The following is a 24,654-nucleotide window of genomic DNA, read 5'->3' on the forward strand; positions in this document are numbered from 1 at the left end:
TATGGCGATCGCCGATAAGTTTTTTGCATCTTTTTCTTCCCTGATGCGCATTCTATCCATCTCTTGGAAAAGTAGCCGCAAGTGGACACTGTTAAGTACCTTTTTTATTGCGCTGGAAATTATTTCGGGGCTAGGGGTGCTGTATCTTTTAAAGCACATGGTCGATGTCGTCACGAACGTGCTGGCTGAACCAGAGGCAGCCGAGAACGTCAGTTCGGTCATTTATTACGTGGTGCTGACGGGCTTGGGGACATTGGCCTATGTGATTTCAAGGGCGCTTGCAGGTTTTGCGCGGGAAACACAAGGGATGATGGTAGCCGACTATGTCGATAACATTGTTCAAAAAACCGCGATTAGTGTTGATTTGGCATTTTACGAAAGTCCGCTTTATCACGATACCCTAGAACGTGCTCGCCAGTCCGGCAGCCAGCGCCCTGCACAGGTGGCCAGCAATTTAATGCTACTGGGCAAAAATGCCTTGATGCTGGCAGCGATCGTGGTTTTGATAGCCACGATTAACTGGCTGTTACTACCCATCATTTTGTTTGCGATAATCCCTGCGCTTATCGCCAGAATTTACTTTACGCGTATTCTTTACGACTGGCAGCGTAGACGAACACAAATGGAACGGCGAGCCGGGTATCTGGACTGGCTCATGACGTCCGATATACATGCTAAAGAGCTGCGTCTTAATCAATTAGGTAATTTTTTAAGAAATAAGTACAAGCACATTCGAGACGATATTCGTGGTGAAAAGCTGGCTATTAGTCGTAAGCGCACTGCCGTCGAATCCATCGTTGCTGCGCTGGCATCAATCATATTCTTTACCTCTCTTGGTTATCTGGCCTGGAATACCGCGCAAGGTGAGAATAGTGTCGGCGATTTAGTGCTCTTTCTATTGATCTTCCAGCGCGCACAAAGCATGGGCCAAGAGCTTGTTCAGCAGCTCTCCAAGCTGTATGAAGACCATTTATATATGGGCATGCTGTTTGAGTTTATGGATATGCGACACACCGTACCTCGGTCGACGCAGCCTGTAAAAATCGCTCACTCTGAGGAGGTCAATTTAAAGCTTGATAACGTCTGTTTTGCCTATCCAGGCACCCAAAAGAACGTTATTAACCATGTGAATATGGAAATAAAGCCTGGGCAAATAGTCGCCTTGGTCGGGGCTAATGGTTCGGGTAAGACGTCGCTGATAAAGCTAATGACACGGCTTTACGACCCGACGCAAGGGAGTGTCCAGATTAATGGTATTAATGCTCAAGACTGTGATATTGACGAATATCGACAGCTGTTTAGTGTGATTTTTCAAGATTACTCGCACTATGCGGAGTCAGTGCACGAAAATATTCGCTTTGGTCATATCAACGGCACCGATGCCGAACATACGGTGCCTCATGCAGCCGAAAATGCGGGCGCCGCGGCGTTTATTGAAGAGATGGACGATAAATACGACACGCTGCTAACACGGCTATTTGATAATGGAAAAGAGCTTAGTGTCGGTCAGTGGCAGAAGATAGCGCTCGCTCGCGCGTTTATGCTGAAGTCTAACATCGTTATATTGGATGAACCCACCAGTGCCATGGATCCGGTGGCAGAATCTGAATTGTTTGAAAACTTTCGTGAACGCATCAACCATCGTTCTGCCTTGGTCATTAGCCACCGGCTGTCGACCATTCGTTTAGCCGACTACATCTACGTGATGGATGATGGTGAAATTAAAGAGTCAGGTACTCATGAGTCACTATTTGAGCAAAAGGGCATCTATCATGACTTGTTTAGCCGTCAGGCTAAGTACTATCAGCATGATTTATCGTAAATGAATAAACTTCAAATAATCCAGAAAGGGAGAGCCAGTCGAACTCTCTCGCTTTTGAACGGCGTGATTATTTTTGGCTTTACTGCCACGCTTATTCTCATTCCAGAAGCATATTGGTGGTGGGGGTTAGCCGCCTTTATATCGGCGCTAATGGGATGCGTCGTTTTTGTTAGCTATAAGTTATCGCCTAGCGTATTCACTAGAGATGATTACAAGCTGGTGGCTGCGCTACTGTTTTTTGGGGGCGTGTGGTGGTGGAGTGTGCTGGCAGATGGCAGTTTGCCCTTACTGGCTCGCGATGGCTTTCATCCTCTTTATCTCTGGCCTTTTTTAGCAGCGTTTTTTTTACTGGCCTTGCGTATATTTACACCTTCTCCTGATTGGCTTTGGTGGGGAGTATGCTGTGGCGCGCTAAGTTCGGGCATTATTGCAATATATGAGCGAGTCGTCCTTGGTGTAGGGAGAGCCAGTAATGGCATCAATGCGATTCCATTTGGCAATTTATCTCTCCTGATGGGGGCACTGTCTCTAGTGGCGGGAATTTATTTTTTACAACAACGAAGAAATTACTTTTATGGGTTGGTTCTGTTAGCTGTGTGCGCTGCCTTTTTCGGTTTTTTAGCATCTTTATTGTCTGGCTCACGCGGCGGTTGGGTAGCGATTCCATTTCTTACGGCGTTGCTGTTATCGGTTACCACCAATTTAATTGCCCCTAAAGTGCGTAATATAACTCTGTTGCTGATCGCTTTATTTGTTATTGCGATTATCGCTTATCCCCCATCAGGCATCTGGGTACGTTTGGTGGCTATATTCGATGATATCTATCAATATTTTATCAATAATGATGCCGATACCTCATTGGGCACACGCTTTGAGTTTTGGCGTGCAGGGTGGGTTATGTTCATCGAGAACCCTCTATTGGGTATTGGTGAGGGCGGTGTTCAAGAAAGGTTGGAGTCTCTGGTAACTTATGAGATAGCTTATGATCGAGGCATGATTGTTCCCCAGCTGCATAGCGATATTATTGACACCCTCGCTCGAAGAGGTTTGCTCGGCGTGGTCAGTTTGTTATTGCTGTATGTAGCCTTTGCTACAGCATTTGCCAAAAAAGCATGGCAGATGTCGGATGATATATCTGTTCGCCTCTTGGCGATTGGTGGCTTGATGGTCGTTATTGCCTTTTTCGACTTTGGTTTGTCTCAGGCCATGTTTAGGGATTTACGAGGCTTTAGTGGCTTTTTAGGGTTGAGTGTTGCGCTGTGGGCGTGCCTGGGCTACTCCTCTCAAACATCCTCTAAGGCGCGAGTGCTGTCCTCTACCCGCCCTTCAGCATCCGATCCAACTGCCGATAGCCAATTGCTTCAATAAGGTGTGGCTGGGTGGGCTTGGGCTCACCCTGCAGGTCGGCTAACGTCAGCGCTACGCGCAGCACACGGTGGTAGGCGCGAGCGGACAGTTTGAGTTTTTCGAGCACACCTGCCAACCAGGCTCGCTCTTCATCATCAAGCGCACAGGCGGTTTCCAACGCTTTACCGCTCAATTGGCTGTTGAGTGCGCCCCTTCTCATCTGACGCTCCCGTGCGGCCATCACGCGCTTGCGTACGGCCTCTGATGACTCACCCTGGGTTTGCGCGGTAAGCTGCTCTGGCGGCAGGGCCGGGACTTCCACCTGCAAATCAATGCGGTCTAACAGAGGCCCTGATAGCCGTGCTTGATAACGCTGGATTTGACTAGCAGTACATTGACAACGCTGGCGCGGGTCTCCCAAGTGGCCGCAAGGGCATGGGTTCATTGCCGCGACCAATTGAAATCGAGCAGGATAGCGGCGCTCATGACTGGCGCGGGCTAAATGTATTTCTCCCGTTTCAAGCGGTTGGCGCAATACCTCCAGCACATGCCGTGAGAACTCAGGAAGTTCATCTAAAAAAAGGACGCCGTGGTGAGCAAGCGATATCTCGCCGGGTTTGGGTTTTGAACCCCCGCCTACCAAGGCAGCAGCGCTGGCGCTGTGATGAGGATGGCGAAATGGTCGCTTGCCCCAGTCAGCTTCTAGCGGTAGCCCGCAAACGGAGCGTACGGCCGCTACCTCCAACGCCTCTTCTTCGGATAATGGGGGTAAAATCCCTGCCAGACGACTAGCCAGCATGGTTTTGCCCGTGCCAGGCGGTCCAGCAAAAATCAGGTTATGCCCGCCAGCCGCCGCGACTTCCAGCGCGCGCCGTGCCTGCTGCTGACCGCGGACATCGGCGAGATCATCTACCGGAGCGGCGGCTTTTACCGAAGCGCTCAGCTTATGCGGGGGGATCTTTTCTTGACCGAGCAGATGAGCGACGACTTGCCAAAGAGTGTCGGCAGGCAGTACCGGTAAGTCACCCGCCAATGCGGCCTCATCGGCGCACTCACGGGGAATGATTAGAGAATTTTTGGCCCGTCGTGTCGCCAGGGCAAAGGGGAGAATGCCTGGCACCGCGCGAAGCTTACCATCCAGCGCCAGCTCGCCGGCGCATTCCATACCTTCCAGCGCGTCGACTGGGATTTGACCAGAAGCCGCGAGAATCCCCAGGGCAATGGGAAGATCAAAACGGCCGCCCTCTTTGGGCAGATCAGCGGGGGCAAGGTTTAAGGTAATTCGTCGCGTATTAGGAAAATCAAAGCCCGCATTGACGAGGGCACTGCGTACCCGTTCGCGGCTCTCTTTCACGGCCATTTCCGGCAACCCAACCAGCGTTAGGCCAGGCAAACCGTTGGCCAGATGCACCTCAACATGCACTGCCGGGGCATCTAAACCTACGCCTGCACGCGTGGCGACAATAGCTAACGTCATTACGCTCCCTTGTCTTAATGGGAATAACCTAGCGCCCAATATAAGTTAAGGCTACTTTACCGAAGATAATAACCTACCTGAGTTAAGAATGCTTTGGTAGCTTTAATGACCATTAGTCACTGGCCTGGATGCGCTCCGTTGAGGCGTTTTTAAGCGCTGCGCTCAGTTCTCTGGCAAAGCGCTGGGCGGAAGGAAGGGCGCCAAAGCTCCATACGGGGGGCAGGCGCAGCATATTATTATGTTTAACGCTGGGTAAATGCTGCCATAAACCGCTTGTGTCTAACTGCTCTGCAACGCCGGCGGGCATTGGGTCTACGATTACCAGCGTGGCCTCGGGATAGCGCGCTAACGCTTCAATGCCCACAAGAGAAAACCCCCATGCGTTTGTGGGTTGATCCCAGGCATTGGGAACTTCAAGCTGCTCTAATACGGCGTTATAAAGGCTATTATCGCCAAAAACACGCACGTGGCGAGCATCCATAAACTGCACCATTAATAGTGGTGAGGTTTGGCTAAATTGGCCGCGTAGTTCGGCCATTAGCGACTGCGTCTCGTCGATTAATTCCTCGGCCTTGGCTTCACGGTGGGTTAGCTCTCCCAGTTGGCGCGTTATGCTCAGCATTTCCTGCCAGGTATCGGCGCCCTGTGAATAGAGCGCAAAGGTGCTCACCGGAGCAATTTGTTCAAGGCGGGGGATTAGGCTCATGAACATCGGTGAAATAAGCGTTTGTTCCGGGGATACTTGGGCCAGCAGCTCCATATTCGGCTGGGTGCGCAATCCCATGTCGGCGGTATGGTCAGGGATGCGTGGCTCGCCTACCCAGGCGCGGTAGTCACTCTGTTGAGCAACGCTGCTAACCGGTGCGTCGATGGCCAGCAATGTTTCGGCGATCGTCCAGTCCACCGTGGCCCACTGGGCGTGAGCCGTGCTAAAAGGCAGCAAGCAAGCGACGAGCAGCCCGCAGCGAGCGAGCAAACAGATAAGATTGGTGTGGCGCATGTTGATGAGAGGCCATCCAGGAAAATAAGAGCTGTATTTAAACGATAATATTTATTGTTTGCAAACCTGAATAACGTAAAACACGCCCGGCATGGTTGTCCGGGCGCGTTAGCATGGGTTGATGCTTAGAAGCGATAGTGCACGCTGGCGGTCACGCCGCGTTCGGCACCGAAGTAGCAATACTCCAGCGAGTTGCAGGAGGCGACGTAGTCTTTATCCAATAGGTTGTTCACGTTTAAGCGTGTTTCGACGCCTTCAACACCGAGGTGGCTTAGATCGTAACCGATGGTGGCATCCACCAGGGTGTAGTCGGGCACGCTTTCGGTGTTGGCGCGGTCAGCAGCGATATCCCCGTAGTAGCGTACGCCGACCCCCATATCCACGCCGTTTAGCCAGCCATCGTTGGCCTCATAGTGGCCCCATAGCTGCACTTGATGGCGAGGTGAATAAATCGCATTGTTGCCCTGATTGCCGTCGTCGCTTTTGGCGTAGGTGATATCGGTAAAGCTGTAGCCTGCCTGCAGCGACAGGGTGTCGGACAACCGTGTTTGTGCTTCCAGCTCCAGCCCTTGGGACTCGATTTCTCCCACTGCGAGGTAAGGGTCGGTGGGCTGTTCTTTCGTGGCCACGTTCTCCTGGCTTATGTGGAAAAGGGCTGCGCTGTATTGGCTGTCGCTGTCGTTAGGCTGGTATTTAACGCCGGTTTCCCACTGCTCACCTTCCATGGGACGAAGTAGGTCGCCACTCTCATCCACAAAGCTGGTGGGGGTGAAGGCGGTGGAGTAGCTTAGGTAGGGTGCTATGCCGTTATTGAATAAATACACCACCCCCGCACGACCGCTGAACTGAGTATCGCTGAGAGAGCTAATGTCACCGCTATCGCGGTTGGTATTATCAATATTCACCCAGTCGTAGCGGCCGCCTAGCGTGAAACGCCAGTTATTGAGGGCTATCTGATCTTGCAGGTAGACCCCAGTCTGGTCGATCTCATGGCGTTCACGTACGGGCGCGTAAAATGCAATGGGGGCGCTGCCATAAACAGGCTCAAAGGCGTCAATGGCTGGGAAGGCGCCTGATGGCCACGATACGTCATTTTCCCGCTGCTGGTAATCCACCCCAAACAGCAGTGTGTGATCCATAAAACCGTTATTTAACCGGGCTTCCAACTGATTATCGACGGTCCAGGCGTCAAGCGACTCTTCGCTACCCGAGTAGTAACGGGTAAGTTCATCTGATGCCGGTGAGGTCCAGCCATAGCCGTAGACCTGATTAAGTACCACGTCCGAATTGAGATAGCGCAGTCGTTGACGGCCGGTTACTTGATCGTTAAAGCGATGTTCAATGACGTATCCGAGCATGCGTTGGGTACGCTCATAAGCATCGTAATCCTCTTCGCCATCAAAGAAGTTATTGCTGATTTTACGCCCATTATGGGCGACTACTGCCCCTTCGTAGGGAACGCCGGAGTGATAGCCGCCTTCCGGTTCATCCTGAAGGTAGGCCTCCATGGTGAGACTGGTGTCATCAGTGATGTCCCAGGTGAGGCGCGGGGCAATGGCGTAGCGTTCTTCCTCTGCTGGACCAAATTGGGTATCCGCGGCGCTGGCAATACCGGTTAGGCGGAAGGCCACCCGCTGCTCGGCGCCAAGCGGCCCGGTGAGGTCAAACGCGGCACTGCGCTGGTTATTATTGCCTATCCTGACGCGCAGCTCGCCGCCCGGTTCAAACTCGGGGCGTTTACTGTTTAAGGCCGCTACACCGCCTGGTGAGGCGCGCCCATAAAGAACCGAGGCGGGGCCACGGACGACTTCAATACTTTCCAGAAACCACGGGTCGATGCGCATCGAACTATGCGAATTGGCATCGCCCATCACTTTGAGGCCGTCCAGGAACGTGTTACTTAAGCTGCCGTCTGAAAAGCCGCGTAAAACCAAGTAGTCAAAGCGGTTCGAGGCACCAATTTGGTTACTGTAGACGCCCGGGGTGTAGTCCGTGGCTCGCTGCACGGTGCTCACGCCGCGGTTATCCATCTGCTCGCGGGTAATCGTGGATACGCTCTGGGGCGTTTCGATAAATGGCGTTTCAATCTTGGTTGCAGCCTGTTGAGCCGTCACCGTGACCGTGCCTAACGGCGTACTTGGTTGAGCGTATGCCGATGGTATTGCCATGACCGTGAGGACAGCGATGCTGAGCGTAGAGGGCAAGAAACGGGGATTCAAAGCGAGCATGGCGAGAGTACCTAAGGAAAAACAGTGGGCTAGTTGTGTAATGAGAATTATTGCGCTTAATGCCGATTGAAAGGTATGTCGAATGACAAAAGAGATATGCGCAATGCCAAACATGCCAGCATTAGGGGAACTTGCTATAAACGTATTAAACGCAGCGCTGTTAGCGGTTCTTAATAAGCTGATGAGGGGCGATGCCAAAGGCGCGCTTAAAAGCGGTGGCAAAGTTGGTGGCATGTCCGTAACCACAGGCGTGGGCGGCTTGCTGCACGCTATAACCGTTGCGTAAGTACGCCTTAGCGTGTTCCAGGCGGCAGCGTCGTAGATAGTCAAATATTGAGCAGCCATAACAGCGCTGGAACTTAGTGCGCAGACTGCTGGAGCTCATGGCGGCCTCTTTGGCTAACTGCGCCAGGCGATAATCCTGATGAGGGGAATCCGCTAACTGCTGGCGTAAGCGTTCTAGGCATTGGTGGTCGCGATGTGAAATGCCCGATGGGCAACTGACGGCTTTCTCTTCGCTGTGTCGCTCAAGACACTCATCAGGCAGTCCATGGGCTAACAACTGAAATGCAAGTCCTTGCCATAACAGGCGCTGCCGCTCTGCTGATTCGTTTGAAGCCAGTGCCGCCTCTAGACTTTGGTGAAGCGGCTGAGGTACCTGCCAGGTATGCAGCATTGGTTTTGCTGGAAGTGCAACGTTGATAGGGGAGAAAGTGCAAGGTGCGGTAGGTGCTAGAAACGACACATTTAGGATACGTAAACGTTGTGGCGCAGGTTGGAAAACGTCAAGACCGCTCTGCTCGTTGAAGTGCGCACTGAAAGCGTTGCCAGCCTGCAGCTGAAACGATTGATGACCAAGCCTTACTTGAATGCACCCCTCCAGTATCACACTGAGAAACCACGGCGAAGCACGCCGGGAGGTGGAAGCGTAAGGTTGTAAGACGTCAAGTTCCGAGTGTGTCACCCGTAGTGTGGGGGCTACCTCGACCTCCATCACTCGCCCGCGGGCAACGTAAGATGAGTGGCCAGACGCTTCGGGAAAGCGATAATCAATCCCGAAGCGCTGACCAAGGGCTAGCAGGTCATGGGTGGTCAGTGGAACGCAATAGGGTGTTATAGCGCCAAGTGTCGCCATGGCCATTCCTTTACCCTTGAATGGTGATCAGCAATAGCGAACGAGCTGCAAGCGCTGTGCATCGGTCAATTGGAAGGAGAGGTTGCCCATTACATCGATGCTGCGATTGTCCTGCAGATCGGTTTGGGCGATATCGGGAAAGATTTCCTGGTCACCGCCGCCATAGAGGCTGCTGGCGCCGGAAAGGACTTCTACTCGCTCAATATTGAAAGGATCAATGGCATCAAATTGACGTGATAGCCCGCGGGAGCTGTTGAGTGAAACGCCATCAATAAGCACCTGCACACCCCGGCCGCGCATATTTTGCCCATAATTGGTGCGTCCTTGCGGCGCCAGATCCAGCCCCGGTACTAGTCGACCAAGTGCCGTTTTTAGGTCTGCACCATTGCGGGTCTGTTGTTGAAGCATCTCTTTGTCGATTACCCAAACAGCACCGGGAATTTGACTGATCTGAGTGGGAGTGCGGGATCCCACGACCACCATGGTCTCATCGCTGTTTGTATTTGGTGCTAGTGCAGACGTTGTGTTTTGAGCGAATACGCCATTGGAGAAACTTAGTAGCAGGCCGGTACTAATAAGCCCACGTATTGCAAAAGGAGGCGTTGATGAAGACAAAGCTTGCATGGTGAATAATCCGCGAACAATAAGGAGATAGAAGGCGGAGAGTATCACCGGGAAATACAAAGTCAACGATAGTGATTCGTATTTATAAGAGTGGACAGTAATGACTTATAAACGCAGCAACAGGCCATTATGCTGTTGCTGCTAACGAGGCTTATGCGTTAAACAGGCTTGTTTTTCTGCTCTGTGGATGGATCGGCCTCTGGCTCAGGGGCCGGAACCGGCGGCACTTCTGCTTCTACTGGTGTATTGGTAGGAGCAGCGGACGCCTCTACAGTGGCCTCAAGTTGGGCGACTTGACGCTCCAACGCCTCTACGCGTGACCGCGTGCGCTGCAGTACATCCATCAAAATATCGAAGTCCTCTCGCGAGACAAGTTCCAGGCGATCAAAGGCACCACGTACCACCTGTTGTACGCCCTTTTGAATATCCTCAGGTGCCTGGGAGGCATTCTGTAAGCGGTCACCAATCTGCTGGGCCAGTCGGCTGATGCGGTCTTGAGGCGCCATAGCTGCTCTCTCCTTAATAACTAACGTAATAAACACATATAAAAAACGGCTTACCCATAAGGATACGCAACAGTGGGCGAATTCGCATGCGTTGAATACGTTTCCTGTTCAACACCGTCTTGCATCGAAATAGAGCAGGCAATATTTGCTTACGCTCTTTTTTGGTGCGTTGACTGAGGTCAGAGAAGACATTTGTAGAAAACTAGCCTTATAAATCTTTAGTGAGGCTGTTTATATTGCTGATTTTTAGTAAAAAAAAGGCATCTGGCACAGTATGCGCATTATCGGTTCAGGTGCTTATTCTGGCGGCTGTGCCGCTACTAATCTAGCAGGACTTATCCAGCAGGGGAGATCCGGGATGAAACTCATCACCGCTATCATCAAGCCATTTAAGCTCGACGATGTCCGTGAAGCATTAGCCGACAACGGTGTTCAGGGCATTACGGTGACTGAAGTGAAAGGCTTTGGTCGCCAGAAAGGACATACCGAATTGTATCGAGGCGCGGAGTACGTGGTCGACTTTTTACCCAAGGTCAAAGTTGAAGTGGCCGTCGACGATGATCGCCTAGAAGGCGTGCTGGATGCCATTTGCAGCGCGGCCAATAGCGGCAAGATTGGTGACGGTAAAGTGTTTGTTACGCCATTAGAAGACGTGATCCGCATTCGTACTGGTGAGCGCGGCGCGGATGCCGTGTAACCACGGCTTATCAGGCTTTGTTTTACGTTCAGCCACAAGTACCTACCGTAAGTGGTTAGCTTAATTACATAAAATAATGATTTAAAAGTTAATTAAGACAAATGCTTAAGAGTGGTAAAGGTGGCTGGTACGACTAATTCTCATAGTATAACGGGGAACACCTTATGAATGAGTTAGCTGATGTGAGCTATGCGCTCGATACGTTCTACTTTCTAATCTGCGGCGTGCTCGTCATGTGGATGGCCGCCGGATTCTCGATGTTAGAAGCAGGCTTGGTCCGCTCGAAAAACACCGCTGAAATTCTAACCAAAAATATTGCGCTGTTTGCCATTGCCTGCACCATGTATCTGTTGGTCGGCTATTACATTATGTATTCCAGCAGTGCGGGCGGCTTCCTACCTAACCTGGGCTTCTTGATCGGCGCCGAAAACAGTGTTGACGCCGTCACCGCCGGTGGCGATGACGCCCCTTACTACTCAATGCGCTCTGACTTCTTCTTCCAGGTGGTGTTTGTTGCCACCGCCATGTCGATTGTCTCGGGAGCCGTGGCCGAGCGTATGAAGCTGTGGGCATTCCTGGCCTTTGCCGTCGTGATGACTGCCTTTATTTATCCGGTGTCTGGCTACTGGACATGGGGTGGTGGTTGGTTGTCCGAGGTGGGCTACTCTGACTATGCAGGTTCGGGCATTGTGCACCTTGCCGGTGCAGCAGCGGCGCTAGCGGGGGTAATTGTGCTAGGTCCGCGTAAAGGCAAATACGGTAAAGATGGCTCTATTCACGCCATCCCTGGTGCCAACATGCCGCTGGCAACGCTGGGTACGTTTATTTTATGGATGGGCTGGTTTGGTTTTAATGGTGGCTCTGAACTGAAGATGTCGGATATTGGTTCTGCTAATAACGTGGCTCAAGTATTTGTGAATACCAACGCCGCCGCTGCTGGTGGGGTTATTGCGGCGCTGATCCTGGCTAAGCTGTGGTTCCGTAAAGCGGACCTGACCATGGCCTTGAACGGCGCGCTGGCAGGCCTGGTGTCGATTACCGCTGACCCGCTGTCTCCTTCTGGGCTGGGAGCTACGATCATTGGTGCGATTGGCGGCATTATCGTCGTGGCGGCTATCGTCACGCTCGATAAAGTGAAGCTGGACGACCCGGTGGGTGCGATCTCAGTACACGGCGTGGTAGGTATCTGGGGTGTGCTGGCGGTGCCGCTGAATAACGATGGCGCATCATTCGGCGCTCAGCTCATCGGTGTTGCCGGTATCTTCGGCTGGGTCTTCCTGGCAAGCCTGGTGGTATGGCTAATCCTGAAAGCCATCATGGGCATCCGTGTGAGCGAAGAAGAAGAGTATGAAGGCGTTGATATCGCTGAATGCGGCCTTGAAGCCTACCCAGAATTTGGGATTAAAAAATAAATTAGCGCTACCAGGAAATCATTCAATAATGATCAATTGAGCTGAAGTGCTCCAGATAGCCTCCCCTAAGCGGGAGGCTTTTTATTCTCTGACGATAGCGGTGTATGCTGGGCGTTAGCGGTCATCGGTTGCGAATCCAACCGCGGTATCAACCGATCCCATCACGGCCACCAGTTATAGGATAGGGTAATGAAACTAATCACAGCGATTATTAAGCCATTTAAACTCGACGATGTGCGCGAGTCACTTTCGGACATTGGCGTTCAGGGGATTACAGTAACGGAGGTCAAGGGCTTTGGACGTCAAAAGGGCCATACCGAGCTCTATCGCGGCGCTGAGTATGTCGTGGACTTCCTTCCCAAGGTGAAATTGGAAGTAGCGGTGGACGATGACATGGTCGAGCAGGTGATTGACGCCATTACCCAAGTAGCTAATACCGGTAAAATTGGTGATGGCAAAATTTTTGTGATGCCATTGGAGCAGGTTATTCGTATCCGTACGGGCGAAACAGGTAAAGACGCCGTTTAAAGGCCCCTATGACAACCCCCCGCTCAACCGGTTGATATCATCAAACCGATTGGCGGGGGGACATAACTAGCGTTTTAGCGGCTTATTTCTCAACAAATGCCCGCTCAATGACGTAGTCACCCGGCTCGCCCATGCGTGGCGAGATATTCAATCCCAGCTCGTCGAGCAGGGCGCTGGTGTCATCAAGCATGGCAGGGCTACCGCAAATCATGGCGCGATCCTGGCGCGGATCAATGGGCGGCAGACCGGTGTCTTCAAACAACTTGCCTGTACGGATATGGTCGGTCAGTCGTCCCATCGTGTGGAACTCTTCACGGGTCACGGTGGGGTAATAAACGAGCTTTTTAGCAATATCGTCGCCTAGGTACTCGTGTGCCGGTAACTCCTTGGTAATGAAGTCGGCATACGCCAGTTCAGACACTTCGCGTACCCCGTGTACAAGCACCACTTTCTCATAGCGCTCATATACGTCTGGATCTTGAATTAGGCTCATAAACGGCGCCAAACCAGTACCCGTCGAGAGCATATACAGGTTGCGACCTGGCAATAAGTCGTCGGTTACCAGTGTGCCGGTCGGCTTACGGCTTACCATAATCTGGTCGCCCACTTTTAAGTGCTGAAGGCGTGAGGTGAGTGGGCCATCGGGCACTTTGATACTGAAAAACTCAAGGTGATCTTCGTAGTTAGGGCTGGCAATCGAGTAAGCACGCATCAACGGTTTGCCATTCACTTCTAAACCAATCATCACAAACTGACCGGTTTTGAAGCGCAAGCTGCGTTCACGCGTGGTGCGGAAGCTGAACAGAGTATCGTTCCAGTGATGAACACTAAGCACTTCTTCCAGAGCAAACTTACTCATTGCGTTTCTCCCTACGAGGATGCCAGCGCTAAATGGCATCGGTGATATTCTTAAAAAGAATAAAAATAATTAAATATGTTGCCAGTAAGTCTAAGCAAAGGGTGGTATATCTGTTAAGCAAATTATATTGATAACAGTTATCTGAAAAATAGATATAGGTCATGGTTTATGCACTACACCCTCCGGCAGTTGGAAGTTTTTGTGGCGGTCGCCCAGCATGAGAGCGTCTCCCATGCAGCGCGGGCGCTGGCCATGTCTCAGTCGGCGACCAGCACGGCGCTTGCGGAGCTTGAGCGGCAGTTCGACTGCCAACTGCTGGATCGAATCGGTAAACGGCTAAAGCTTAATACATTGGGTTTTCAGCTATTGCCCAAAGCGGTAGCGCTGCTTGACCGCGGTGAGGAGATCGAAGAACTTCTGCGTGGCCAGCAGGGCGTAGGGGCGCTGGATGTGGGGGCCACGCTGACCATTGGTAACTACTTGGCAACGCTGTTGATAAGCGATTTTATGCAGCGCTACCCAGGCAGCCGGGTGCGACTTTCGGTACGCAATACGCGTCATATTATCGAAGGTGTGCGCCAGCATTCCCTTGACCTGGGCCTGATTGAGGGGCAATGCGATGACGAGATGATCATTAGTCAGCCTTGGGTAGAGGACGAGCTATGCGTGTTTTGCTCACCGCGCCATCCGCTGGCCGGCCGCCAACATCTTGAACTGGAGCAACTGCTGCGAGAAGACTGGATCATGCGCGAAGAGGGGTCGGGCACGCGGATGACGCTGGAGCACGCCGCCCGCCATCGCCGTAGCCGGTTTAATACCCTGCTTGAACTCGAACATACCGAAGGTATTAAGCGTGCGGTGGAGTCGGGCCTGGGCATTGGCTGCGTTTCACGCTTGGCGCTGCGAGATGCTTTCCGGCGTGGAAGCTTAGTGCCGCTACCCACCCCAGAGTTGGACCTAAAGCGCCAATTTACGTTTATTTGGCACCGCCACAAATACCTCACCACTGGTGTACGCGAGTTCCTGCGGCTGTGTCGAGAGATGACCGCTGGCGCTAAGCGTAGCGATGATATAGCGCTGCCACCGGTTCCCTAGCCGGTGGCGCGTCAAGGTAGCTGGTTAGAACGATGGCAATGCACGCGCCGAGTGGCTTTCCGTCAGCGGTGGCGTCGCGCGCTGGGACAGTTTAAAACTTCCAATGGTCACGGCTAAGTGATCGGCCTGCTCTTTCAACTGCTCAGCGGCCGTGGTGGATTCCTCAACCATGGCGGCATTCTCTTGCGTCATGCGATCCAATTCGGCCACTGCGATATTGACCTGATTGATACCCTCGCTCTGCTCGCTGGTGGCGGCATTGATTTCCTCAAGAACGTCGGTCACGCGGGTAATGTGTGACACGATATCCTGCATGGTCGCGCCAGCATCACGTACCAGGGTGGTGCCGTTATTGACCTTGCTTTGCGAGTCTTCGATTAGCTTTTGGATATCATTGGCCGCTTCGCTGCTGCGTCCGGCAAGCTTGCGTACTTCATCGGCGACTACCGCAAACCCACGACCATGCTCACCTGCCCGGGCGGCTTCCACCGAGGCGTTCAGCGCCAGCAGGTTGGTCTGGAAGGAGATACTGTTCATCAAGGTGACAATTTCACCGATCTTATCCGAGGCGTGGGTAATGTCTTCCATGGTAGTGACCACATTTGCCACTACCTGGCCGCCTTCGTTGGCTACCTGTGAGGCCGTTTGGGAGAGCTTGTTGGCTTCTTTGGCGGATGCCGCCGTGTGCTGTACGGTACTGGTGATCTCTTCAATCGACGCGGACGTCTGCTGCAGGCTGGCGGCCGCGTTATCGGTACGCCGGGAGAGATCCTGTCCGCCCATGGCAATCTCGTTGGCTGCGTGATGCACGGATTCACTGCTCTCGCGGACATCCATCAAAACGGCTTCCATCTTGCTCACAAAACGGTTGAAAGCACCGCTTATCTGGGCGACCTCATCGCGGCCCTGCTCCGGCAGGCGGCGGGTCAGGTCCCCCTCACCACTGGCAATATCATCCAGCGCATCCCGGGCACGCTCAAGGCCTGCAAACATTCGCTTGAGCCACAGGCTCAACAATAGAGCCGTCACGGCGATGATGACCAGTAGCGTCATTAGCGATGACTTGAGAATGGCGCGCAGACCGGCAGTGGCTTCGTGCTCATCAAGTGCTACGCCGAGCTCCCAGTCGGTACCCGCAATGGGGGTGGCGCCACCCGTTTGCTCCGGCCATTGACCTCCACGGGCTCCCAGGCGTTACGGGTGGCGCTCAGCCGCTCGATAGTAGAGGGCGTCAAGCTATCGCTGAGTTGGGTAAGTGGCTGCAGCGTGAGCGAAGGTTCCGGATGCGCGACCACCGTCTCACCGCCGCTGCTCAGAAACGCGAAGCTCGAAGGGGTTGGCTGAATGGCATTGATCTGATTAACCAGATTATCGATGGCCACATCGCCGCCAATGACACCATATAAACGTCCATCGCGCTTGACTGGCGTGGCGAAGGGAACTACCAGACGGCCGCTACTGGCATCTACGTAGGGTAGTGAGACGATGGTTCTATCCTGCGCCACCGCCGACTGGTACCAATCGCGCGCTCGTGGGTCATAGTCATCATCCGGTATCCAGCCATCAGAGGTTAGGAGGCTACCATCGGGCTGCCCTAAATATGCTGAAAGAAACCCACCCGATTCGGCGAGCTGAATCAGAGGCGTAAGCGGATCATTATCGAGTATTGGTGTACGCGCCGCTTCCATCATGGCGGCGCGTGCTGCCACCCACTCCTCAATAGCCAGGGCGTTGCCCACGGAGATGGAAGCCAACTGCTGGGCCACCTGCTCATCGTTATGTGTCTTTAGGGTCAAATAACTGACCGAGGCGTTAATGGTGAGGGCCAGTGTAATGACCACTAGAGTAATAAGCAGGATGCGCAAGCGCAGGGATGACAACATAAACGAGATCTCGTTAGGGAAAGTAAATGTGACAGGGGGGGCGTCGCCTTGTCGTTAATAGCCGCTGTCAGGCTATCGGCCTTTTTGGATGCAACTTTAGTAGTACGCAGATAATCTTGTGCAAATAATAATAGTGCGCTCACCTTTATCACGACGTAAAAAAAGGGCCTTACAAAAAGGCCCTGAGAGGATTCAATATGACGGCCAGAATAGCTGCCGTGGGTGCTGGTTAGTAGCTCACGGGGGCGGGAGAGGGTAGTGAATGTCGGTCAGACGTGCTTTCTCCTTCTAGTGTAAAGCCACCGACCAGCTCGGCAAGCCGTTCGGCCTGTTCCTTGAGTTGCTCCGCTGCAGTGGTTGATTCCTCGACCAGCGCGGCGTTTTGTTGGGTCATCTGGTCAAGGTCGCTGACCGCAATGCTGACCTGGCTGATGCCGTCGTTCTGTTCGCTGGCAGCGGTGCTGATATCGCCAAGCATTTGATTGACACGCATGACGCTATCGGAGAGTTCGTGCATGGCCTGTTCGGCATCACGCACCAATTGCGTACCGCTCTCGACTTTCTCGGTCGAGGCACCAATACGCTGGCGGATATCCGCCGAGGCTTCGCTGCTGCGCCCGGCAAGCTTGCGTACTTCATCGGCGACTACCGCAAAGCCACGGCCGTGTTCACCGGCGCGGGCGGCCTCAACCGAGGCATTCAGTGCCAGTAGGTTGGTCTGAAAAGCGATGCCGTCGATTACCTTGACGATGGCCTGAATTTCGTCGGAGGTGGTGCGAATCTCGTCCATGGTCGCCACCACCTGACCAAAGGCGTCGTTGGTACGGGAAGCGAGTTCGGAAGCGTTCTGCGACAGGCCGCTGGCCTCCTTGGAGGCGCTGGTAGTGTGGCCCACGGTGCTGCTGATCTCTTCCATGGCGGTCGAGGTCTGCTGCAGGCTGGCGGCGGCCTGGTCGGTACGCCGTGAAAGGTCCTGACCGCCTTGGGTAATCTCAGTGGCGGCATGGTGGACAGACTCACTACTCGTGCGCACCTCTACCAGCACGTCGTGGATTTTTACCGCAAAGGCGTTGAACTGGGTGGCAAGCTCAGCGCTTTCGTCACGGCCGCGCACCGGTAAACGCTGGGTCAGATCGCCGTCGCCAGAGGCGATGTCGCGCATTCGATCAGCTAAACGGCGAAGAGGGCGAGCGATGCGCCCGCCAATCCACCACAGTGCAAGCATACCTGTAATGGCCAGCAACAGGCCGATGATGGTCATACCCAGAACGTTTTGGTTGCGCTGGTCGCCAAGCATGCCTTGCAGCGCATTGATATCGGCAAATACCACCTCTTCGGGGAGCTGGAGTACCAGTACCCAGGGTTGGTCGGTATTGCCGAGCGTGAGGGTATGGTAGCGCTGGATCAAGCCGTCATGGGTATTACCGTGAAAGCTTGCCTGAGAGCTCGCTTGCTCGATGCCGGATAGAATATCGTTATTGAGTACGTTGCTCGCTGGTTGACCAAGCGCTTCGCTACCGGCTGTATCCGCCACTAAGCCGCCTCGGCCGGCAACCAGGATCATCCGGCCAGCGCCGTTATAGAGCTCTTGGCTCGCCTCGGTCAGCATGTTCTGAATGAAGTTCAGTGACAGGTCGACACCGGCAACGCCGCGAAACTCGCCATCGACCAGAATCGGGGCATTGAAAGAGGTGACCAGCAGCGATTCGCCGTCGTAATCGTAAATGGCCGGGTCGATAACGCAGGAAGCCAGCGTCTCTTTGGGGCAGAGGTAATATTCGCCTTCGCGTACGCCACTGGCGAGTACGGTTTGGCTATCCATGGTATCGCCCAGCGGCAGGACCTCCAGGGAGCCCTCATCGGTACGATACCACCAGGGCATAAACCGCCCGCTACCGTCATGCCCGTAGCGCTCTTCACCGACGTAGCGGACGTCATCGCCAAAGGCATTGGGCTCCCAGCCAATAAAAGCGTCCAGCAGTGTCGGGTTATCGGCAACGGTTTGGCGAATGATATTGGAGAGCTGGCGGCGGCTTAAATAAAGCGCTTGCCGGCCCTCTGCATCAATGGCTCCCAAGAGGGCATTGGTGCGCGCTAGTTGTTCAGCAACCTGAAGCGCGCTGTTTAGCTCGCCTTGGATACGCTCGCCTTCTGCCACGATAATCGCGTTCAATCGGGCGTCTAGCGCAGCTTGCGCCTGTTCGCGGGTGTGCTGATCAACGGTTTCGGCGCTACGGTTGGTCGCCACCAGATTATAGATAACCAGGGCAGCCACAATCGCCAGCAGGCAGGGGCTTGCTAGCACAAGCATATAGGTCCGCAACGAGCCAAAATGCATACTGATTCCTTTAGAGCTAGGTGAGTCATGGGCAGCGAAAAGTGCGATTCACGCAGCAAAAGCCCGCGGCCTGCTAATGGTGCTGATGGTTTAAGTCGGTTTAAGCCAGTAACTATTGATAGAAGCTATAAGCAAAAAGCTGACAGGCAGAAGTGCTACATAGCGACGTTACTCAAGAAGCTGAACAGCTTCGTAACTTATCGGCATGCGCGACGACAACATTAAAAAGAATGGGTCGTCGCACGCTGGTCAAAATGACGGTTGGGGAATAAGGCCCTTGGGTAAGGGCCGGTTGGTGGCTGATCAATAAACCCGGGTTGCAGGTGAAGGCAGCTGTTGATTGGCTAATGGATTATCTCCTTCAAGCGTAAAGCCACCGACCAGCTCGGCAAGTCGCTCTGCCTGCTCCTTGAGTTGCTCGGCAGCGGTGGTCGATTCTTCTACCAATGCGGCGTTTTGTTGGGTCATCTGGTCAAGGTCGCTGACCGCAATGCTGACCTGGCTGATGCCGTCGTTCTGTTCGCTGGCAGCGGTGCTGATATCGCCAAGCATTTGATTGACACGCATGACGCTATCGGAGAGTTCGTGCATGGCCTGTTCGGCATCACGCACCAATTGCGTACCGCTCTCGACTTTCTCGGTCGAGGCACCAATACGCTGGCGGATATCCGCCGACGCTTCGCTGCTGCGCCCGGCAAGCTTGCGTACTTCATCAGCGACTACCGCAAAGCCACGGCCGTGTTCACCGGCGCGGGCGGCCTCAACCGAGGCATTCAGCGCCAGTAGGTTGGTCTGAAAAGCGATGCCGTCGATTACCTTGACGATGGCCTGAATCTCGTCGGAGGTGGTGCGAATCTCGTCCATGGTCGCCACCACCTGACCAAAGGCGTCGTTGGTACGGGAAGCGAGTTCGGAAGCGTTCTGTGATAAACCGCTGGCTTCTTTCGATGCGCTGGTGGTGTGACCTACAGTGCTGCTGATCTCTTCCATGGCGGTCGAGGTCTGCTGCAGGCTGGCGGCTGCCTGGTCGGTACGCCGTGAAAGGTCCTGACCGCCTTGAGTGATTTCGGTGGCCGCGTGGTGGACCGACTCGCTGCTGGCCCGGACATCGACCAGCACGTCGTGGATTTTAACCGCAAAGGCATTGAACTGGGTGGCAAGCTCTGCTCCTTCGTCACGCCCACGCACTGGCAAGCGTTTGGTCAGGTCACCCTCGCCGGAGGCGATATCACGCATGCTGTTAGCCAGCTCGCGTAGCGGACGTGAAATACTGGTGCCGAGCAGCCAGCTCACCAGCAGACCAAAGAGAGCTATTATCAGCCCCATCAGAATCATGCCCCACATGGAGGCCTGCCCCTGATCATCCAACTGCTCCTGCATGTTATAGAGCCCAGCCATCACGGTGCTTTCAGGTAGCCGAATGCCCAGCACCCAGGGGTTGCCGCTCTCATCTATGTTAAATGGCCAGTAGAGTTCTATCATGCCGTCTTCAGTGCCCAGGTTGCGTACTTGCTCGCCCTGTTGGGCACGGGCAATGGCAGCCTGCAGAGAAGCTGGAAGTACACTTGCCTGCGCGCCGAGCAGTTCAGGATCGCCGGTGTGGGCAGCGAGTGCCCCTTGCGAGGCGACCAGAATGATTTCGCCCGCGCCTTCATAAAGCGACTGGTTGGCCTCTTCCAGTAATCCCTGGATAAAATCCACCGCTAAATCTACCCCGGCACTGCCGCGGAACTCGCCGTTGGCCATAATGGGGGCGTTGAACGAGGTGACCAGTAGCCGCTCGCCGTTGTAGTCGTACCAGTGAGGGTCGACGATACAGCTGCGCAGAGTCTCCTTGGTACAGAGGTAGTATTCACCCTTGCGAATACCATCGTCGCCGCGTGTTTGGTTCTCCATGTCGCTACCCAGCGGCAGTACTTCAATGTCACCGTTGGCGGTGCGGTACCACCAAGGCATAAAGCGCCCTTCGGGGCCGTAGCCCTGATCCTCGCGTCCGGCAAAGCGGGCATCGCTGCCAAAGGCGTTGGGTTCCCAACCGATAAAGGCGTCCAGCAGATCGGGGTTGTTGACCACCGTCTGGCGCGTCAGCATGGACAGTTCACGGCGGCTCATGGTCAAGAGCGGCTGACCATTTTCCCCCTCCAGCCCCATCATGGCGTTAGTGTGGGCAAGCGATGTGGCCAGCGTCAGGGCATGTTCAAGCTCGCCCTGTATCTCTTCGGTCTGCGCCGAGGCAGTCGCTGTCAGCCTTGCCTCGATATTACGCTCCAGCAGCGCTTGGGTTTCATCCTTGACCAGCGCCTGGGAACGAGCGTTGGCAATGACCGAGAAGATGACGAGTGCTGACACGACCAGCAGTATGCATCCTCCCACCAGGGTAGTGATTAAGGTACGAACCGATTTAAATTTCATGGCAATACTTCTCTTTATTGTTAATCAGTGACGTAACGGGGGAGCGGGCAGCTGTTGTGGTTCACTGACGCTATGCCCATCCGCCAGGGTAAAACCGCCGACTAGTTCGGCGAGTCGGTCGGCCTGCTCCTTGAGTTGTTCGGCGGCGGTGGTCGATTCTTCGACCAACGCGGCGTTTTGCTGGGTCATCTGGTCAAGGTCACTGACCGCTATGCTCACCTGGCCGATGCCGTCGTTCTGCTCGCTGGCAGCGGTGCTGATATCGCCGAGCATTTGATTAACGCGAATGACGCTATCGGAGAGTTCGTGCATGGCCTGTTCGGCGTCGCGCACCAGTTGGGTGCCGCTCTCGACTTTCTCGGTCGAGGCACCAATACGCTGGCGGATATCCGCCGACGCTTCGCTGCTTCGCGAGGCAAGCATGCGCACCTCTTCGGCGACCACCGCAAAGCCACGGCCGTGTTCACCGGCGCGGGCGGCTTCCACCGAGGCATTGAGCGCTAGCAGGTTGGTCTGGAAGGCGATGCCGTCGATCACCTTGACGATGGCCTGAATCTCGTCGGAGGTGGTGCGAATCTCATCCATGGTCGTGACCACCTGGCCAAAGGCGGCGTTGGTGCGCGAGGCAAGCTCAGAAGCGTTCTGCGACAGGCCGCTGGCCTCCTTGGAGGCGCTGGTAGTGTGGCCCACGGTGCTGCTGATCTCTTCCATTGCCGAAGAGGTCTGCTGCAGGCTGGCGGCTGCCTGGTCGGTACGCCGCGACAGGTCCTGACCGCCCAGAGTGATTTCGGTGGCCGCGTGGTGAACCGACTCGCTGCTGGCACGGACATCGACCAGCACGTCGTGGATTTTCACTGCAAAGGCGTTGAACTGGATGGCTAGCTCTGCCCCCTCATCGCGTCCGCGCACCGGCAGGCGCTGGGTCAGGTCACCCTCTCCAGAGGCGATGTCACGCATGCTGTTGGCCAACTCGCGCAGCGGACGAGAAATGCTGGAGCCAAGTAGCCAACTGATCAGCAGTCCAATCAGAGCGATCAGCAGACCCATCAGGATCATGGCCCAGGTGGAGGCCTGACTCTGCTCATGAAGCTTATCCTGGAGTCGATTAAGCCCTGCCATAACGGCGCTTTCCGGGAGGCGTATCATCAAGACCCAGGCGTTGTCGCTGCTGCCGATGGTAAAGGGCCAGTAGAGCTCGACCATACCCGTCTCGTCACTCTGGTGACGCACGACTTGCCCCTGCTGGGCCTGGGCGATGCGGGTCTGAAGTGGGCTATCCAATACCTCGGTTACCGAGTTGCCAAGCGACTCGCGCAGGGCGGTGTGGGCAGTCAAGCTGCCGCCTGGGGCAATCAGGGCCATTTCACCCGCGCCTTCATAAAGCGACTGATTGGCATCTTCTAGAACGGTCTGAATAAAGTTGGCAGAGAGATCGACGCCCACGATGCCGCGGAACTCACCATCTTCGAGGACTGGCACGCTAAAGGAAGTGGCCATGACGATAGTGCCGCCATAGTCATAAGGAGTGGGGTCGGTAATGCAGGTCTGGAGTGTATCTCTGGGGCATAGATAGAATTCACCCACGCGGGTACCGCCGGATTGCCGCGTTTCATTCTCCAGCGCGTCATCAAGGGGCAAGCCCTCCACCTCGCCACCATCGGTGCGGTACCAAAGTGGGCGAAAGCGGCCGTCGTCGCCATAGCCGAGCCCTTCCTGACCGATATATGTCGCATCGAGTCCGAATGCATTCGGCTCCCAGGCGCCATAGGTGGCCAGCAGCTCGGGGTTATTGATCGCCGCCTGACGCAGACGAAGGGAAAGCTCGCGCCGGGTGAGGCTCAATAACGGTTGGCCATCTTCATCTACCTGGCCTAGCATGCTATTCGTCTCGGCGAGGGTCTTGGCAATCGTCAAGGCGTGGTCAAATTCGCCCTGGATATCCTCTGCCCGGGCTGCAGCCACCGCTGTTAGTCGAGCCTCGATGTTGCGCTCCATCAGCTCCTGGGTCTCATCTTTTACCAGCGCCTGGGAGCGGTTGCTGGCAATGAGTGAAAATATCACCAGCGCCGCGATGACCAGCAGAATACAGCCTCCCACGAGGGTAGTGATTAACGTACGGACAGACTTGAATTTCATATTATGGTGTCCAATGCGTGCGAATAGCTGCTTAGGGGGTAGAGGGCGTTGGCCGATATCTCAACCAGCGTGCCGACTTCGGTGATTAGAAAACCAAGGCTAGACGGTGCAGGCGGGATAGCAGATACCGTCTTGATGATGTCTCGCATCGAAATAGCCGCGCCGATAACCGCGACCAACTGGCCCATCCGGTATAACGGGCGGAAAACGGCGACCATCAATCTCTCGAATGGATCTATATAAGGCGCAGCAATAACGGTGCTCTGAGCCTTTGTTGCCCTCTCGTACCGGGGCCGCTGACGTGAACCGTCATCGTTGGGAAGCTGCCGACTATCAGAAAGAATGGCATCTGATGGGGGGGCAATGTATGTGCACGTTAAACTGCTTGAAGCCGCTAACTGACGCAGCGCAATGAGCGGGGCATCACGATTGGCCTGCATGTTGCCTTTTACAGCGTCGGCATAGATTTTAATATGTTGATTTTTATAATTTTTTATGGCGATATGGCGAGCATTGCCATTAACCATAGGGGTAAGAACGACCAGGGAGTCAAGTAGAGTAAGGGCTCTTGATGATGCAGGCATAGTCGCTCTCTGGGTCGAGTTCTGTATCAGTGTGTTGAGAACACACAAGATAAAAGGGTGACCCTTTAGCTATCGACGAGAGCGACGTTATCTTTAATGCTAAAGTTTAATAAACGTTGAAGTTTTAGCGCAGGTCGCTAACGGCATGCTGGATGTCGTTTAGCGATGCTTTACTCAAATCTTTTGAAAGCGAATGGATAACAAGCTTTTGCGTCGGACCATCGAGTTTGTCGCGTAGCAAGCCCAAAAATTTGGGCGGCGCGACCACAATGAGCTTCTCTAAACGGTTATCCACCCGAGCGCTATATAGATGGCTGGCTACCTCTTTGGCAAATAACTCGTTTTCATGCTGAGAGGCAACGTCCTCTTGGCCTGACGAGCGTGAGGTACTGGACATGGATTCTTGTACATCGCCGCGCTGGTCGGTGATCAGGTCACCTTCGTGCAGTCTCCCTGCAGCATGCACCAGGCTCTCCTGCTCCGTGAGGGTCATTCCGTCACGGGTAAAAATGCGCGCGCGTGCGGCGTCGGCTACCACGATATAGGTTGTCATCGTTGTCCATCCTCCATG

Annotated in this window: 17 protein-coding genes and 2 pseudogenes; 6 read left to right on the top strand and 13 right to left on the bottom strand. The window is 54.3% G+C overall.

Annotated features, from left to right (window positions below; genetic code table 11):
* Nucleotide 1 precedes the first annotated feature (1 nt).
* Together ACFFLD_RS15885 and ACFFLD_RS15890 are read left to right on the top strand one after the other, a co-directional pair.
* Entirely contained in the window at nt 2–1,822 is a 1,821-nt protein-coding gene (locus ACFFLD_RS15885; protein WP_386042077.1) for an ABC transporter ATP-binding protein, read from the top strand.
* On the top strand, nt 1,823–3,190 hold the full coding sequence (locus tag ACFFLD_RS15890) for an O-antigen ligase family protein (protein WP_386042079.1): 1,368 nt from the start codon (nt 1,823–1,825) through the stop codon (nt 3,188–3,190).
* Here ACFFLD_RS15890 and ACFFLD_RS15895 read toward each other — a convergent pair.
* From ACFFLD_RS15895 to ACFFLD_RS15920, 6 genes and pseudogenes are all read right to left on the bottom strand, one after another.
* Entirely contained in the window at nt 3,138–4,646 is a 1,509-nt protein-coding gene (locus ACFFLD_RS15895) for a YifB family Mg chelatase-like AAA ATPase (RefSeq protein ID WP_386042081.1), read from the bottom strand. The genes ACFFLD_RS15890 and ACFFLD_RS15895 overlap by 53 nt on opposite strands.
* Nucleotides 4,647–4,758: 112 nt before the next feature.
* Nucleotides 4,759–5,646 (bottom strand): ABC transporter substrate-binding protein, encoded by an 888-nt coding sequence (locus ACFFLD_RS15900; protein ID WP_386042083.1) that lies wholly within the window; start codon nt 5,644–5,646, stop codon nt 4,759–4,761.
* A 125-nt stretch (nt 5,647–5,771) separates the two neighbouring features.
* On the bottom strand, nt 5,772–7,874 hold the full coding sequence (locus tag ACFFLD_RS15905) for a TonB-dependent siderophore receptor (RefSeq protein WP_386042085.1): 2,103 nt from the start codon (nt 7,872–7,874) through the stop codon (nt 5,772–5,774).
* 160 nt (nt 7,875–8,034) lie between these two features.
* Nucleotides 8,035–9,009, bottom strand: a complete 975-nt coding sequence (locus ACFFLD_RS15910) for a helix-turn-helix transcriptional regulator (RefSeq protein WP_386042087.1) — start codon at nt 9,007–9,009, stop codon at nt 8,035–8,037.
* 42 nt (nt 9,010–9,051) lie between these two features.
* Nucleotides 9,052–9,633, bottom strand: a pseudogene (locus ACFFLD_RS15915) (TonB-dependent receptor plug domain-containing protein); the annotation flags it as partial.
* Nucleotides 9,634–9,791: 158 nt separating this feature from the next.
* Entirely contained in the window at nt 9,792–10,139 is a 348-nt protein-coding gene (locus ACFFLD_RS15920) for an accessory factor UbiK family protein (RefSeq protein ID WP_386042089.1), read from the bottom strand.
* Nucleotides 10,140–10,497: 358 nt separating this feature from the next.
* On the opposite strand from ACFFLD_RS15920, the gene ACFFLD_RS15925 reads away from it, so the two are divergent.
* The 3 genes from ACFFLD_RS15925 to glnK all read left to right on the top strand — a co-directional run bounded on the left by ACFFLD_RS15925 (nt 10,498) and on the right by glnK (nt 12,776).
* Nucleotides 10,498–10,836 carry a P-II family nitrogen regulator gene (locus ACFFLD_RS15925; protein ID WP_386042091.1) on the top strand — a complete coding sequence of 113 codons (339 nt, stop codon included), beginning with the start codon at nt 10,498–10,500 and terminating at the stop codon, nt 10,834–10,836.
* A 164-nt stretch (nt 10,837–11,000) separates the two neighbouring features.
* The gene (locus ACFFLD_RS15930; RefSeq protein WP_386042093.1) at nt 11,001–12,248 is read left to right on the top strand and encodes an ammonium transporter; all 1,248 of its coding nucleotides are present in this window, start codon (nt 11,001–11,003) and stop codon (nt 12,246–12,248) included.
* A 189-nt stretch (nt 12,249–12,437) separates the two neighbouring features.
* Complete coding sequence (gene glnK, locus ACFFLD_RS15935; protein ID WP_027957942.1) at nt 12,438–12,776, top strand: P-II family nitrogen regulator; 339 nt, start codon at nt 12,438–12,440, stop codon at nt 12,774–12,776.
* 82 nt (nt 12,777–12,858) lie between these two features.
* Here the strand turns inward: glnK and ACFFLD_RS15940 are convergent, their stop codons facing one another.
* Nucleotides 12,859–13,635, bottom strand: a complete 777-nt coding sequence (locus tag ACFFLD_RS15940) for a ferredoxin--NADP reductase (RefSeq protein WP_386042096.1) — start codon at nt 13,633–13,635, stop codon at nt 12,859–12,861.
* A gap of 168 nt (nt 13,636–13,803) precedes the next feature.
* Between ACFFLD_RS15940 and ACFFLD_RS15945 the strand changes: the two genes are divergently transcribed.
* A complete protein-coding gene (locus ACFFLD_RS15945; RefSeq protein WP_386042099.1) occupies nt 13,804–14,730 on the top strand; it encodes a LysR family transcriptional regulator in 927 nt (308 codons plus the stop codon).
* Nucleotides 14,731–14,754: 24 nt separating this feature from the next.
* Here the strand turns inward: ACFFLD_RS15945 and ACFFLD_RS15950 are convergent.
* The 6 genes and pseudogenes from ACFFLD_RS15950 to ACFFLD_RS15975 all read right to left on the bottom strand — a co-directional run bounded on the left by ACFFLD_RS15950 (nt 14,755) and on the right by ACFFLD_RS15975 (nt 24,636).
* Nucleotides 14,755–16,613 (bottom strand): annotated as a pseudogene (locus ACFFLD_RS15950) (methyl-accepting chemotaxis protein).
* A 229-nt stretch (nt 16,614–16,842) separates the two neighbouring features.
* The gene (locus ACFFLD_RS15955) at nt 16,843–18,951 is read right to left on the bottom strand and encodes a methyl-accepting chemotaxis protein (RefSeq protein WP_386042102.1); all 2,109 of its coding nucleotides are present in this window, start codon (nt 18,949–18,951) and stop codon (nt 16,843–16,845) included.
* Between the two features lie 303 nt (nt 18,952–19,254).
* Nucleotides 19,255–21,363 (bottom strand): methyl-accepting chemotaxis protein, encoded by a 2,109-nt coding sequence (locus ACFFLD_RS15960; RefSeq protein WP_386042105.1) that lies wholly within the window; start codon nt 21,361–21,363, stop codon nt 19,255–19,257.
* A gap of 24 nt (nt 21,364–21,387) precedes the next feature.
* Entirely contained in the window at nt 21,388–23,499 is a 2,112-nt protein-coding gene (locus ACFFLD_RS15965) for a methyl-accepting chemotaxis protein (RefSeq protein WP_386042107.1), read from the bottom strand.
* On the bottom strand, nt 23,496–24,083 hold the full coding sequence (locus tag ACFFLD_RS15970) for a PDC sensor domain-containing protein (RefSeq protein WP_386042109.1): 588 nt from the start codon (nt 24,081–24,083) through the stop codon (nt 23,496–23,498). Before ACFFLD_RS15970 ends, ACFFLD_RS15965 begins: the two co-directional genes overlap by 4 nt.
* A 124-nt stretch (nt 24,084–24,207) precedes the next feature.
* Nucleotides 24,208–24,636: a host attachment protein gene (locus ACFFLD_RS15975; RefSeq protein ID WP_386042112.1), complete on the bottom strand. Its 429-nt coding sequence runs from the start codon at nt 24,634–24,636 to the stop codon at nt 24,208–24,210.
* Nucleotides 24,637–24,654: the final 18 nt, after the last annotated feature.

It is taken from the genome of Vreelandella sulfidaeris, assembly GCF_042429665.1.
In the GTDB taxonomy this organism is placed as follows: Bacteria; Pseudomonadota; Gammaproteobacteria; order Pseudomonadales; family Halomonadaceae; genus Vreelandella.

What these genes read in the sequence shown, in the direction of transcription:
- ACFFLD_RS15885 (WP_386042077.1), top strand. Translation starts at nt 2, where the DNA reads ATGGCGATCGCCGATAAGTTTTTTGCATCTTTTTCTTCCCTGATGCGC.
- ACFFLD_RS15890 (WP_386042079.1), top strand. Translation starts at nt 1,823, where the DNA reads ATGAATAAACTTCAAATAATCCAGAAAGGGAGAGCCAGTCGAACTCTC.
- ACFFLD_RS15895 (WP_386042081.1), bottom strand. Translation starts at nt 4,646, where the DNA reads ATGACGTTAGCTATTGTCGCCACGCGTGCAGGCGTAGGTTTAGATGCC.
- ACFFLD_RS15900 (WP_386042083.1), bottom strand. Translation starts at nt 5,646, where the DNA reads ATGCGCCACACCAATCTTATCTGTTTGCTCGCTCGCTGCGGGCTGCTC.
- ACFFLD_RS15905 (WP_386042085.1), bottom strand. Translation starts at nt 7,874, where the DNA reads ATGCTCGCTTTGAATCCCCGTTTCTTGCCCTCTACGCTCAGCATCGCT.
- ACFFLD_RS15910 (WP_386042087.1), bottom strand. Translation starts at nt 9,009, where the DNA reads ATGGCGACACTTGGCGCTATAACACCCTATTGCGTTCCACTGACCACC.
- ACFFLD_RS15920 (WP_386042089.1), bottom strand. Translation starts at nt 10,139, where the DNA reads ATGGCGCCTCAAGACCGCATCAGCCGACTGGCCCAGCAGATTGGTGAC.
- ACFFLD_RS15925 (WP_386042091.1), top strand. Translation starts at nt 10,498, where the DNA reads ATGAAACTCATCACCGCTATCATCAAGCCATTTAAGCTCGACGATGTC.
- ACFFLD_RS15930 (WP_386042093.1), top strand. Translation starts at nt 11,001, where the DNA reads ATGAATGAGTTAGCTGATGTGAGCTATGCGCTCGATACGTTCTACTTT.
- glnK (WP_027957942.1), top strand. Translation starts at nt 12,438, where the DNA reads ATGAAACTAATCACAGCGATTATTAAGCCATTTAAACTCGACGATGTG.
- ACFFLD_RS15940 (WP_386042096.1), bottom strand. Translation starts at nt 13,635, where the DNA reads ATGAGTAAGTTTGCTCTGGAAGAAGTGCTTAGTGTTCATCACTGGAAC.
- ACFFLD_RS15945 (WP_386042099.1), top strand. Translation starts at nt 13,804, where the DNA reads ATGCACTACACCCTCCGGCAGTTGGAAGTTTTTGTGGCGGTCGCCCAG.
- ACFFLD_RS15955 (WP_386042102.1), bottom strand. Translation starts at nt 18,951, where the DNA reads ATGCATTTTGGCTCGTTGCGGACCTATATGCTTGTGCTAGCAAGCCCC.
- ACFFLD_RS15960 (WP_386042105.1), bottom strand. Translation starts at nt 21,363, where the DNA reads ATGAAATTTAAATCGGTTCGTACCTTAATCACTACCCTGGTGGGAGGA.
- ACFFLD_RS15965 (WP_386042107.1), bottom strand. Translation starts at nt 23,499, where the DNA reads ATGAAATTCAAGTCTGTCCGTACGTTAATCACTACCCTCGTGGGAGGC.
- ACFFLD_RS15970 (WP_386042109.1), bottom strand. Translation starts at nt 24,083, where the DNA reads ATGCCTGCATCATCAAGAGCCCTTACTCTACTTGACTCCCTGGTCGTT.
- ACFFLD_RS15975 (WP_386042112.1), bottom strand. Translation starts at nt 24,636, where the DNA reads ATGACAACCTATATCGTGGTAGCCGACGCCGCACGCGCGCGCATTTTT.